Annotated in this window: 13 protein-coding genes; 11 read left to right on the forward strand and 2 right to left on the reverse strand. The window is 44.4% G+C overall.

The genetic code is table 11. The features are described 5' to 3' along the window. Positions 1-160: 160 nt before the first annotated feature. Positions 161-1,660 carry a DHA2 family efflux MFS transporter permease subunit gene (locus CA600_RS26620; RefSeq protein WP_094874169.1) on the forward strand — a complete coding sequence of 500 codons (1,500 nt, stop codon included), beginning with the start codon at positions 161-163 and terminating at the stop codon, positions 1,658-1,660. A gap of 77 nt (positions 1,661-1,737) precedes the next feature. On the opposite strand, the gene CA600_RS26625 is transcribed toward CA600_RS26620, so the two are convergent. Further along, a complete protein-coding gene (locus CA600_RS26625) occupies positions 1,738-2,631 on the reverse strand; it encodes a DMT family transporter (protein WP_094874170.1) in 894 nt (297 codons plus the stop codon). Between the two features lie 128 nt (positions 2,632-2,759). On the opposite strand from CA600_RS26625, the gene CA600_RS26630 reads away from it, so the two are divergent. The 6 genes from CA600_RS26630 (at position 2,760) to CA600_RS26655 (ending at position 8,751) form a co-directional block, all read left to right on the forward strand. Then, entirely contained in the window at positions 2,760-3,635 is an 876-nt protein-coding gene (locus CA600_RS26630) for a LysR family transcriptional regulator (RefSeq protein WP_094874171.1), read from the forward strand. A 102-nt stretch (positions 3,636-3,737) separates the two neighbouring features. Beyond that, complete coding sequence (locus tag CA600_RS26635) at positions 3,738-4,847, forward strand: LacI family DNA-binding transcriptional regulator (protein WP_179281747.1); 1,110 nt, start codon at positions 3,738-3,740, stop codon at positions 4,845-4,847. A 1-nt stretch (position 4,848) separates the two neighbouring features. Next, positions 4,849-6,009: a Gfo/Idh/MocA family protein gene (locus tag CA600_RS26640; RefSeq protein ID WP_094874172.1), complete on the forward strand. Its 1,161-nt coding sequence runs from the start codon at positions 4,849-4,851 to the stop codon at positions 6,007-6,009. Positions 6,010-6,034: 25 nt separating this feature from the next. Beyond that, positions 6,035-6,757, forward strand: a complete 723-nt coding sequence (locus tag CA600_RS26645) for a ThuA domain-containing protein (protein ID WP_094874173.1) — start codon at positions 6,035-6,037, stop codon at positions 6,755-6,757. A gap of 20 nt (positions 6,758-6,777) precedes the next feature. Next, entirely contained in the window at positions 6,778-7,881 is a 1,104-nt protein-coding gene (locus CA600_RS26650; protein WP_094874174.1) for a Gfo/Idh/MocA family protein, read from the forward strand. 75 nt (positions 7,882-7,956) lie between these two features. Next, positions 7,957-8,751: a DUF3221 domain-containing protein gene (locus CA600_RS26655; RefSeq protein WP_094874175.1), complete on the forward strand. Its 795-nt coding sequence runs from the start codon at positions 7,957-7,959 to the stop codon at positions 8,749-8,751. A 65-nt stretch (positions 8,752-8,816) separates the two neighbouring features. On the opposite strand, the gene CA600_RS26660 is transcribed toward CA600_RS26655, so the two are convergent. Continuing rightward, positions 8,817-9,701, reverse strand: a complete 885-nt coding sequence (locus tag CA600_RS26660; RefSeq protein ID WP_094874176.1) for a helix-turn-helix domain-containing protein — start codon at positions 9,699-9,701, stop codon at positions 8,817-8,819. A gap of 123 nt (positions 9,702-9,824) precedes the next feature. Between CA600_RS26660 and CA600_RS26665 the strand changes: the two genes are divergently transcribed. The 4 genes from CA600_RS26665 (at position 9,825) to CA600_RS26680 (ending at position 13,050) form a co-directional block, all read left to right on the forward strand. Further along, entirely contained in the window at positions 9,825-10,712 is an 888-nt protein-coding gene (locus CA600_RS26665) for a sugar phosphate isomerase/epimerase family protein (RefSeq protein ID WP_094874177.1), read from the forward strand. A gap of 18 nt (positions 10,713-10,730) precedes the next feature. Continuing rightward, positions 10,731-11,780: a Gfo/Idh/MocA family protein gene (locus CA600_RS26670; RefSeq protein ID WP_094874178.1), complete on the forward strand. Its 1,050-nt coding sequence runs from the start codon at positions 10,731-10,733 to the stop codon at positions 11,778-11,780. Between the two features lie 76 nt (positions 11,781-11,856). After that, positions 11,857-12,552, forward strand: a complete 696-nt coding sequence (locus CA600_RS26675; RefSeq protein ID WP_094874179.1) for an HAD family hydrolase — start codon at positions 11,857-11,859, stop codon at positions 12,550-12,552. A 24-nt stretch (positions 12,553-12,576) separates the two neighbouring features. Then, positions 12,577-13,050: a GNAT family N-acetyltransferase gene (locus CA600_RS26680; protein ID WP_094874180.1), complete on the forward strand. Its 474-nt coding sequence runs from the start codon at positions 12,577-12,579 to the stop codon at positions 13,048-13,050. The last annotated feature ends 94 nt before the right edge of the window (positions 13,051-13,144 follow it).

Here is a 13,144-nt window from a genome sequence, read left to right on the forward strand (position 1 = left end):
TTTTGATTGGATTAACATTCTGAGAGGAACGTAAATACAATGTATTTTTATTGTAAAAAAGGGTTTTATTTGTTGACTTTCGCCTTCATCGAAGGTAAATTAAAATTTGAAATAATCGTTAAAGCATTTAACTAAATTAGAGAAAAGAGTGGAGCACTGGATGACAAAATCAATAACTGGGAGTAGCCAAACAGAAGAACAACCATTCTCGCTAAGAGCTATCATCCCCCCGCTTCTTGCAATTATCGTCGGTATGATAATGGTTATTCTGGATGGTACGGTGGTTAATGTAGCAGTTCCCAAGCTCGTGGACTACTTCGGTTCCGATCTCCAAACGATTCAGTGGGCGATTACAGGGTACACATTAGCTTTAGCGGCTGTAATACCGCTCGCAGGCTGGATGACGGATCGCTTCGGTTCTAAACAAGTGTTTCTGGTGACGCTCACGTTGTTCATTCTTGGCTCCATGTTATGTTCCGTTGCTCAAACTTCTTCGCAGCTTGTTATTTTTCGTGTGATCCAAGGACTTGGTGGGGGGATGGTAGCTCCTATTGGGATGGCTATGGTGTTTAAGTTAGCTCCAGCAGAACGAAGAGGGTCGATTATGGGGATGTTAGGGATTCCCATGCTGCTTGCTCCTGCCCTTGGCCCAATTTTGTCCGGATGGCTTGTTGAATACGTTAGCTGGCATTGGATCTTCCTGATCAACGTGCCGATTGGGATTGTTGGTATTATTCTTGGCGTTAAGTACCTACCTAGGACGGAGAAGATTGGGAAAGGCAACCTCGACATATTAGGCATAATACTGGCACCGATTGCGTTTTCTATGCTAGCTTATGGAGTAAATGAAGGTGGAGCGAATAGTTGGTCATCGACTCCGGCAATCCTCGGATTATCTGTTGGGGGCGTTGCACTAATTCTATTTATAATCGTTGAACTGCGGCATAAACAGCCTTTGCTGGATCTGCGCGTGTTTCGCTCCTCAGATTTCACCCGCGGCATTATTTTAACTTGGGTCATGCAGGCCGCATTGTTTGGTTCCATGCTGTTCGTGCCGCTATACTTACAGCAGATTCGGGCGTATACACCACTAGAAACGGGATTAATACTGCTTCCACAAGCTTTAGCATGTGTAATCGGCATGCCGCTTGGCGGCAAACTGTTTGATAAGATAGGGGCACGACCGCTGGCTTTTGTGGGTCTGAGCATTATTACGGTTACCTTATTCCTACTGTCAGGAATTACGATAAATACTAGTCTAAACTTAATTATGACGTATCTTGGTTTATTAGGATTTGGAATGGGTATAGCGATGATGCCACTCAATACACATGTTCTGAATGCAGCACCGCGTGAATTAGTGAGCCGTGTTACATCGCTTACCGCAGCGGCACAGCAGGTGGTTGTGGCCTTTGCTGTAGCAGGCTTGACGGGTTATCTGACCAGTCAAATCACTGTGCATATGGGTGCTTTGGAAGCAGGGAGCAATCCTTTGACAGCTGCAGTTCTAGGCTTCGATGATGTATTCTTCCTGTCTGGCTGTATTGCTGTAGTCGGAGTATTGATGTCGATTATTCTGCGCAAGCCTAAGCTTTCTTCGAGTGATTCCTCCTCCGAAGAAGGCCAGAAGGCGGATGCAGCAATGATGATGGGGCATTAATTCATAAGATTAGATGATAAAAAGGCGTCGTTCAGCTTGCCTAGCTGACGACGCCTTTTTTGTATTAGAGAATCTATCTATAGATGTTCTGGTTTCTTCTGAACCAACGCTGGGGTTAGAGACAATTTACCCAATAGCTCAGAGGCCACAATCCCCAGTAGTACAAGGGCTGCACCAGCATATCCTTGCATCGATAGCTTTTCAGCGGCGAACCAATAGCCGAACAGTGCGGCGAATACCGGCTCAAGGGAGAAGATCAGTCCGGTGCGTGATGGGGAAGTATATTTTTGAGCAATGGGTTGCAGGATGAAGCCACAGGCACTACAGAGAATCCCAAGTGCGAGGATCGCAATCCATGCCGGTAAAGTCGAAGGAAGCGAAGGTGTCTCGAACAGTGCAGATAACACTAAAGCAAAGCCTCCGGCAAAACCCAACTGTAAGATTCCAATATTCAGAGAATCACACTCTTTTACAGCCTTGCCTGTAAATAAGATCTGTACCGCATAGAATACCGCCGAAAGAATACAAAGGAAGTCACCTGGCCCAATCGATAGGGTTGCGTTTAAGGTAAGGAGTCCAATTCCAGCTATAGCGAGTATGGAGCCGAAAACCTGCGCAGATGCGATTCTCTTTTTGAAAATAACTCGATCTAATATCGGTACAAAAATGACCGTCAAGGCAACTAAAAATCCAGCGTTGGAGGTTGTTGTAGTCTTCAGTCCGAAGGTTATGCATGTGAACACGCCGAGGAGTAAGAATCCGAGTAGAGCACCATATTTTATTGTTTTGATGTCTACTTGTCTTAATCGTTTGTGGAAGATCACTGTGGCTAATATAAAAGCAAGTCCGAAGCGGAGTGCAATCAGATTGAATTCGCCTAATGTACCTAAACCCATTTTCATAAATATGTAGGAGGAGCCCCAAAATAATGTTACAACTAACAGCAGCAGCTCAGCTTTGAGCGGTTTCATCTCGTCATCATCCTTCTTTATCATCAACTCAACATATTATAATACGGCTCTATACATAAGGTAACTGAATGTTTATCATAGGATACATGAGTAAAACTTATGCAACTTATAAAGGTGAGGGATAGAGGTTGAGCATTAATAAGTATGAGATTTTTCTAAAAGTTGTGGAGCTGGGGAGCCTAACCAAAGCAGCAGATGTGCTGGGCTTTACGCAATCTGGGATTAGCCACACGATTAGCAGCTTGGAGATGGAGTTTGGCTTCACGTTATTAATTAGAAATAGATCTGGGGTTAAATTAACGGTCAACGGTGAGCAAGTACTGCAGCCGATCCGTGAAATTCTAAAGTGGAATGAACAATTGAAGCAGGAAGTAGCGGATATTCATGGGCTAGAGGTCGGTACCATTACCATTGGGACGTTTACCAGTGTATCCGTACATTGGCTGCCAGGGATGATTAAGCAATTCCGCAGTGAATACCCCTATATAGAAATTAGGTTAATGGAGGGGGGTTACTTAGAGGTAGAACAATGGATTGAGGCCGGAGTTGTTGACTGTGGTTTTATTTCTCTGCCTACCCGTGAGAAGTTCGAAGTGATTCCCTTAAAAAAGGACCGGATGTTAGGTATCGTTTCCAAAGATAACCCGCTTAGCGCAGAGCCGTTTCTGTCATTATCCCAAATTGCGAAGGAGGATTTCATCATCCCGAAGGCAGGTTCAGATTATGATGTCAGACGTGTGCTGGATAAGGCAGGCATCAAACCGAATATTAAGTTTTCAGCGGGTGATGACTATGCCATTATGGCAATGGTGGAGAAGGGGCTTGGGATTAGTATTTTGCCAGAGCTTGTTTTAACCCGTCAAAATTATAACGTAACCATGCTAGAATTGGAGGAACGAAGTTTTAGATCGCTTGGGATCGCTGTACACTCCATGAAATACGCTTCCCCTGCTACTAGAAAATTCCTAAAGCATGTGCAAGCGTGGTTAATGGGGAATCCCTGAATAGTTAGTAATCCAATTCAAATGCTCTCAATCCCCTGATTCGATTCAGGGGATTTATTATTAATAAATATCCAAAAATAGGGTTGACGAAGGGCATGGTTCATGAGAGAATGTACGCGCGTACATCTAAATGAATACGCTTTCGTAGGAGGGATTTCTATCGCCAGCCGTAAAGAGGTTGCCGAGCTTGCCGGAGTCTCAGAAGCCACAGTCTCTCGTGTGTTAAACAACGTAGGTCCGCTCAAGGAAGAAACGAAGGAACGTGTGTTGGCAGCTGCGCTCAAGCTGGGATATACCCCTAGTTCACTCGCGCAGAGCTTTGCTCGTAGAAGAAGCGGGCACCTTGGTGTAGTAATGCCTTATTTGCCAAATGCACGCTTGTTCTCCACTTATTATTTTTCTGAAATATTAAGTGGAATTGGGAGTAAGGCGCGAGAAGAGGGTTATGATCTGCTAATGCTCTTTCGAAATGCCGAGGAGCCCATGGATTATTGCGGTTTGTTTAAGATGCGGAAGATCGATGCTTGCATTGTACTCGGTGCCAAAGAAGAGCCTGGTGAGCTGGATTCACTTCGTCGTTTAAAAGAGGAAGGTTATCCATTTTGCCTGATTAATCAGCATTTTGAAGAAGAAGCTTTTCACGAGGTGGATGCTGATCATGTCGAAGGAAGCTGGCAAGCGGTCAGGCACTTACTGGATCAGGGCTTTACAAGAATTGCCTTTCTAAACGGGCCAGCATCTTATTCGAACAGCCGAGATCGTTTAACGGGTTATGCACGCGCTTTGGAGGAGTCTAACCTTCCGTTGGATGAATCGCTTTTATTCGAAGGCAATTTCAGTCGTAAAAGCGGTGTTATGGCTGCTAAGGAGATGTTGCCTCTGCTGAATGAGATTGATGCTATTGTTGCCGCCAATGACCGAATGGCCATTGGATTGCAGCAAGGCTTGCAGGCGCTAGGTATCCCAAGGGATCATATTCCAGCTATTGTGGGGTATGATGATTCAGATGCCGCTGAGCTAACTACACCAGCCTTAAGCAGTGTGCGAGTTCCCTTTTATGAGCTAGGTGAAATCGCTGTGGCTAAGGTATTAGAATTGCTGGGGAATAGCCTCTCAGAAACCTCATCATCCTCCCAAGTCATCCAGATTAAACTACCGACAGAACTAGTTATTCGAGCTTCATCCATAATTATGAATCCTAAGGAGGAATAAGATGAAACAGCTTCGCATTGGAATGATCGGTTACAAATTTATGGGTAAAGCGCATAGTAATGCTTATCGCAGTTTGCCAATGTTTTTCCCGAAAGCGCTTAAACCTGAAATGTCTGTGATTTGTGGACGGAATCCTGAAGCGCTTGAGGAAGCTGCCGCTCAGTTAGGTTGGGCGGATTGTGTAACGGATTGGAAGGAATTGATCGCCCGTAAGGATGTCGATCTTATTGATATAAATGCTCCAAGTAACGCACATAAGGAGATTGCTCTGGCAGCAGCCAAAGCTGGTAAACATATTTTTTGTGAAAAACCACTCGCGTTGACCTTGGCGGATTCCCGTGAGATGCTGCAAGCCGCTGAAGATGCAGGGGTTACACATATGGTTGGTTTTAATTATCGCTTTTCACCTGCGGTTAGACTGGCTAAGAAGCTTGTAGAGAGCGGGAGGCTGGGGGAGATCTATCATTTTCGGGCTTGGTTTCTGCAAGATTGGATTATAGATCCGGAATTCCCGTTAGTTTGGAGATTGCAGAAGGAGATTGCAGGTTCAGGGTCACATGGAGATCTAGGTGCGCATTTAATTGATTTGGCACATTTCTTAGTGGGTGACGTGAAGGAAGTAATCGGCATGAGTGAGACCTTTATAAAAGAGCGCCCACTCGCCGCTGAAATGACCGGATTAAGCGCCAAAGGTGATAAGGATGCCCCAAAGGGTAAGGTTACCGTTGACGATGCCACATTGTTTTTAGCCCGTTTTGAAAACGGTGCCATGGGTAGCTTTGAAGCAACCAGATTCGCAGCAGGTCATCGCTCTACCAATTCCTTTGAAATCAACGGAAGTCTTGGCAGTGTGAAATTCGACTTCGAGCGGATGAATGAATTAGAAGTCTATTTGACTTCAGACGCTGAGGATGTACAGGGTTTTCGGCGCGTGCTGGCTACAGATCCTGCGCATGAATATGCAGAGGCTTGGTGGCCGCCGGGTCATACGATTGGGTTTGAACATACCTTTATTCACGAGATGTTGGAGCTTTCCAACGCGATTGAAGAAGGACGTCAGCCTGTCCCTAATTTCCATGATGGGGTGAAATGTCAAGCTGTGCTGGAAGCTGTAGAACGCTCTATTGATGAGCGCCGCTGGGTCGATTTATCTGAGATGTAATTTATCATAAGGAGGCGTGCTGAAGATGAGAAAAGCATTGATTGTATGGGGCGGTTGGGAGGGTCATGAGCCTGAACAGGTCGCTGATATCTTCGCTAAGGTATTGCAAGAGGAACAGTTTGAAGTGGAGGTATCGAACACGCTTGAGGCTTTTGCCGATGCGGATAAGCTTCTTGGATTAGATTTGATCGTTCCGGTATGGACGATGGGTACAATCGATCAGAAGCTGGTGGACAATGTCTCGGCTGCTGTGCAGCAAGGGACAGGGCTTGCAGGTTGCCATGGTGGGATGTGTGATTCTTTCCGAAATAATGTAGATTGGCAGTTTATGACGGGAGGGCAATGGGTAGCTCATCCTGGCAATGACGGTGTGAACTATACTGTCGAGATTCGTCAAAGCTCAAGTCCATTGGTAGAAGGATTAGAAGATTTCAGCGTGTGTTCGGAGCAATATTATCTCCATGTAGATCCAGCTGTAGAAATACTAGCAACGACTCGTTTCCCAGTTATAGAAGGTCCTCATTCGTACAATAAAGCTGTAGATATGCCGGTAGCTTGGACAAAACGTTGGGGGCTCGGCAGAGTTTATTATAATTCTCTTGGTCATCATGCGGATATTGTAGCTATGCAACAGGTAAAGGAAATGATGCGTAGAGGACTGCTATGGGCGGCTGAAGGCAAAGCCCTTACACAATCCAATCTTTCAACGGTAAGTACCAGCTATAGCGGAATGGCAGACAGTCAATAAACAGTGGGAGCGATCAACGAATGGATAAAGTCAAAGTCGGAATTATTGGCTGCGGTAAAATCAGTAGTATCTATATGGAGAATTGTCAAAAGTTCGAGATCTTGGATCTAGTTGCGTGTGCTGATTTAGATTTGGCTAGAGCACAGGAACAAGCGGATCAATACAATATTCCTAACGTTTATACCACAGAGCAGTTACTGAATGATCCGGAGATAGAGATTGTAATTAACCTGACGATTCCAGCTGTTCATGCGGAGGTATGCCTGAAAGCCATTGAAGCGGGTAAACATGTGTACGTTGAGAAGCCGCTGGCTGTGACGAGAGAAGAAGGACGTCAAGTTCTGTCTGCTGCTCGTGAACAAGGCGTGCTTGTGGGCAGCGCACCGGAAACCTTCTTCGGATCGGGCATTCAGACCGTATTGAAGCTGATCGAGGAGGGCGTAATTGGCGAACCTGTTGCAGCTACATCCTTTATGATGGGCCGTGGACATGAGCATTGGCATCCAGATCCTGAATTTTATTATGCCGCAGGTGGAGGACCCATGTTCGATATGGGGCCGTACTATTTGACAGCATTGGTGCAGTTGCTCGGACCTATTCGTACGGTTAGCGGAATGACTGGAAAAGCGCTGGAAGAACGCACGATTACAAGTGAGAAGAAATTGGGGAATAAAATTCCTGTGCAAATACCGACCCATGTAGCCGGAACATTAAGATTTGAGAATGGAGCCATAGCAACGCTGATTACTAGCTTTGATATCTTTGGCGGAAGTAACCTGCCGCATATAGAAATCTATGGAACACTTGGAACGATTCAAGTGCCGGATCCTAATAATTTTGGAGGTCCGGTGAAATACCGGCTTATGGGTGAGAATGAATGGACGGAGCAACCACTGTTATCTGGATATGATCAAAATACTCGTGGAATTGGTCCAGCGGATATGGCTTATGCCATTCGGACGGGAAGACAGCACCGCGCTAGTGGAGAATTGGCTTATCATGTACTAGAAGCGATGTGGGCGTTCCATGATTCTTCAGATGGTCATTCATTCTACGAAATGGAGAGTACCTGCACTCGTCCTGAAGCGCTTCCGATTGGGCTCGCTCCTTATACACTGGATTAGAGAAATCATTCTATTACTGCAACCTATCACTTCCAATCTCCGTTTGAGAAAATAAAGAGTGAGGGAGTGAAAAGGATGCGGATCAAGATTAGCGGCTGGATATGGATTTCTGCTGCTATCCTGTTCATAAGTAGTTGTTCAGAAGATCAACAATCGAACAAGGAGCCGGCTCCAACTGCTGCAATTACTGCAACTCCAGATATCTTGGGTACTGCGAGCGATGGAATAGAAGATCCTGAAGCGGTTAAAGCTTTCCTATCTGCTCAGAAGATTCCTAACGGAGATATCTATCTACAGGATAATAAGGTTCATATCAATATAGTGGGTTTGAACTCGCAGATTGAGCAGCGGTTTGCTCAGACTTTCGCGGCAGGTACTTATGAGCTCCATGATGTTAAATATTCGATGCAAGAGTTATTAGCTGCACAGGAGCTTTTGCATAAACAAGAACTCTACCAGAAGCTTAATCTATACGGTTCCAGTGTGGATACGATTGGTAATAAAGTAACGATTACAATACCGTCTGATTATGCTGAAACAGCCATACATGAGATAGAAAAATGGCTCGCTTCCGATATGTTGACTTACGACATTTCAGAGATAGGCGAACCACATGTAATAGGTCAAATCGTAGATATCGATACCAAACAGGCGAAGCGGATTCTGATTCTGGAGCCTGGAAACGAAGAGCCCTCTTACTGGTTCTCATTTAATGAGAAATCTGAAATGTTCAATGAAGCTGGGGAATCGCTCCATTTTAAGGATTTGAAAGTAGGGCAGCAGATTAAGCTATGGAGTACTGGTATGGTGGCTGAATCCTTTCCTGCGCAAGCAAGTGTGCGGCGGATGGAACTTGCTGCTACGGAATAATCCTATAGCCAGCACCGTTTGGTAGGGCAAACGGTGCTATTTTTCGTGTATAGAGACCGAATCTCCTATTTTCGAACCCCTGAAGGGGTAATCCCTTTATATTGCTTAAACAGCTTGGTAAAATAATTAGGATTATCGCAGCCCACTTTTCCAGCAATCTCCGTCACTGTGAAATCGGTCTCTAGTAGCAGCCGTTCCGCTTCATTTACTCGGCACAGATTGACATAATCGATGAAGGTCCGACCCGTTAGCTTCTTAAAGGTTTTGCAGAAATGATACGGATTTAGATTTACAGATTTGGCGGCGCTCTCAATGGTCATTTTCTCATCAAAGTGGTTCTCCATGTACTCCAGCAGTGGCTTGAAACGCTCACGGTTGAAGGAATGACGTTCATTCGTGTTACTAGCAGCCTGCTCAGGCAAAAAGGTACGGGAAAGCAAAACAAAAAGCAGATGCAGTTGATTTTTGATGATTAATTGAAAAGCAGGACTTTTCTGATACACTTCATCTACGATGGTGTCCAGCAAGGAGTAGTAAGTGGAGCAGGTTGGAACAAGCGCCGCAGGTTTAACCGGAAGTTGATATCGGTTCTCTAAATAGGGAGCTACGAATTGCTCGTGCTGTGGATCTTGCTTCCAATCCTTAAATAAAGAACGATGAAATACGATGGATATAAAACGAACATGATCTTCCCGCAGACTGTACCCAACATGTAATCCCCCAGAAGGAACGAATAATACCTCTCCGGGATGTAGCTCGTACGGCTTACTGTCTATGTGAAAGATGGCACTGCCTTCCTGCATCATGATGATTTCGAAATGCTCATGCCAATGAAGAAACAGAATGTTCTGGCCGGCTTTTGCATATCTGCATTCATTAAAAAACAATCGAAACGGATAGTTGCTTCCTTCTAATTGAGGGTATTCTTTAAGATCATTGGGATAGCTCATAATTCACTCAACTCCCACAAGATACGACTATATAAACACAAGATAATAAGAGTTTTAAGCTCAAAAGCAGGTTATACTCGGATTATAGAACTTACTATAAACCAATATTGGAGTGGTCACAAGATGAAGGATACAATGCGAATTGGAACATTAGTGGGTGGTGGAGATGCTGTCAGAGTGATCCCGCAAATTGTAGGACATGGATTTGAATCTTTTAGCTTAACCTTCTGGCAAACTACAGGGGAAACAGATCTTGTGGAAACTGGAAAGCGTGTGCAAGAGCTTGCAGCAGAACATGACTTCGTGATCTCCACCGTTGGGATCTTCGGCAATCCATTGACGAATACGGGTGATAATTCCGATGTACTAGCGAGCTGGGAGCGACTGATTGATCATGCTCATTTGTTCGGAACGGATATGGTATCAGGTTTTACGGGAAGGTTGCCAGGGGTGTCCATTGATGAATCCATTCCGAAGTTTACTGAGGTATTTGGAGAGTTGTCCAAAAGAGCAGCGGATCGCGGTTTGAGAATCGCCTTTGAGAACTGTTCAATGGGTGGAGACTGGGAATCAGGTGACTGGAATATTGCTCACAATCCATTATCTTGGGAGAAGATGTTCAACGCTGTACCTGTTGACAATATTGGACTCGAATGGGAGCCATGTCATCAGATGGTGCAGTTGATTGATCCGATACCACAGCTACGTAAATGGACAGATAAGATCTTTCATGTACATGGCAAGGATGCCACAATCGCATGGGATATCGTAAAAGAGTATGGAATCCACGGCCCTAAGCCTTATGTATGGCATCGTACTCCGGGCTTTGGAGATACGAACTGGACGGATATCATTTCTATTTTGCGTCAGGCAGGTTATAAAGGCACCATTGATATTGAAGGCTGGCATGATCCAGTTTATCGGGATGAGCTGGAGATGATGGGACAAGTTCATGCTTTGAACTATTTAAAACAATGCCGGGGTGGTAGCTTTGTACCTAATCCACTTTAACCGTTGAGGGGGAGAATGATGACAGCACAGTACCGTGTAGCGGTTGCAGGTTGTGGAGGAATGGCTAACGCCTGGATTGAATACGCTTTATCACGTTCCGATATTCAAATTGTTGCCCTTGTAGATATACGGCTGGAGTCAGCTCAAGCGATGGCCGCGAAACATGAAATTCCCTGTCTGACGTTTACTGACATTAAACTGGCGATCCAGGAGACCGATGCAAATCTAGTTTTTGATGTAACCGTTCCAGGAAGTCATTTTAATATTTCTAGCACTGCATTAGAGCTGGGTTGTAATGTGTTTAGTGAGAAACCTTTAGCTGAGACGATGGAGGAATGTAATAAGATCGTTGAGATCTCGGAGCGAACCGGAAATGCTCATGCCGTGATGCAGAACCGCCGTTACGATCCTCGTATTCGTTCTTTAAGAACAATCATCGAATCAGGTACGATTGGAAGAACCGGATTTATCGGTGCAAGCTTTTTCCTCGGCGCTCATTTCGGAGGTTTCCGTGAGGTCATGGCAAGTCCGCTGCTGCTGGACATGGCGATTCATACCTTTGATCAGGCCCGTTTCATTAGTGGTGCGAATCCTGTATCTGTTTACTGTCAGGAATTTAATCCTCCTGGTTCATGGTATGAGGGAAATGCATCGGCAGTATGTATTTTTGAGATGTCGGATGGTTCCATATTTACTTATCAGGGGTCTTGGTGTGCGGAAGGCGCCTCTACCTCATGGGAAGCAGCTTGGCGGATTAATGGGGAAAAAGGAACTGCGATTTGGGATGGGCATGATTTGCCATATGCAGAAGTAGTCGCAACAGGAGACCAGAGCGATAAATTTATTCGCGACGTTGAACGTGTAAATGGCGAAGTGATTGCGATGAACAAGACCTTCCATCACGGCTGTCTGGAGGAAATGTTCCTGTCGCTAGCAGAGGAACGTCCTGCAGAGACGAATTGTCGAGATAATCGTTATAGTATGGCAATGGTATTCGGAGCGCTGGAAAGTGCTAAAACAGGCCGAAAAATTAATCTGGTGGAGTTCATGAATACCGCAGAGCTGTGAGAAACCCTTTGTTAATTTTATCCAAACGCTAATGTTCATGTTATGATAGATAAGAACATTATTCGGGGAGGATATTATGTACAAAGCCATTATATTTGATCTAGATAATACTTTAATAAATTATAGTACTTGTGAAATTGAAGCAATGAAAAGAACCTGTACCGATCATAATCTCTTTGTAGAAGATACTGATGCGTGGTCTTTATTTTATGGAGAGTTCTCAGGTCATAATTTTCGCCATTGGATGAACTTTGTGGGTGGTGGTGAGGTGAAGACCATAGGAGAGGTATTGAGATATTCTTTTAGAGACACGCTTAAACAGGAAGAACTTCTGCACAGTAAACTGTCAGATACTTATTGGAATTATTTTTGCAATTCCTGTTATTTTGAAGAAGGAGCGGAACAGATCTTAACCTCTTTTAAAGATAAATATGCGCTGGGAATCATCACCAATGGGATCAGTGAGGCACAAAGAAAAAGACTGCAAGCTGGTAAGATTTATGAAATATTCAAATCCATTATGATCTCCGATGAAGTGGGCATCCGAAAACCTGATAAACAGATTTTTGAAATGTCTTTAAAAGATCTCCAGCTAAGCAATCATGAAGTGCTGTTCGTTGGTGATTCTTTACAGGATGATTACCATGGTGCTGTGAATTCTGACATTGACTTCTGCTATTACAATCGTCAAAATATAGAGATTCCTAAAGACCTCAAGCCTAACTATATGATTAGTTCTCTTTTGGAGCTTAAAGATGTAGTGGGGTTGTAGCCATGACAGCAAGGAGAACTCATAGTGGAAATTAGGGTTTATCAAGAATCAGATATTAGTCAGCTTATCTCATTGTTCTATGCGACGGTTCATTCCGTAAATAAACGACACTATTCACAGGAACAGCTTGACGCTTGGGCTCCTAATGAGGAAAGAGCACACAAGCTTAAGACTTGGAGTGCTTCATTAGGTCACAACATTACTTATGTAGCTGAAATTAACGAATGTATCGTTGGTTTTTCGGATATGACGGTGGAAGGACACTTAGATCGTCTTTATGTCCATAAAGATTACCAAAGCCAAGGCATAGCCTCTGCTCTCCTGCACAAGCTTGAACAGAAGGCGAGAGAACTGGGTCTTCACGAAATGGATACTGAAGCAAGTATTACAGCTAAGCCCTTTTTTGAACGACATGGATACCAGCTTATGATGAAACAAAGTGTAGAGCGAAGAGGGGTTCTGTTAGTTAATTATCGGATGAGCAAAAAGTTAATGTAATTCAAAGGAGGCTGTCTCAAAAGTAGTGAAGCTACTCTACTTATGGGGCAGCTTCTTTTTTTTGGAGTAATTAGGGAAAACCTCCCTGAAAATA

Source organism: Paenibacillus sp. VTT E-133280, from assembly GCF_002264385.1.
Taxonomy (GTDB): Bacteria; Bacillota; Bacilli; order Paenibacillales; family Paenibacillaceae; genus Paenibacillus_AQ; species Paenibacillus_AQ nitricinens.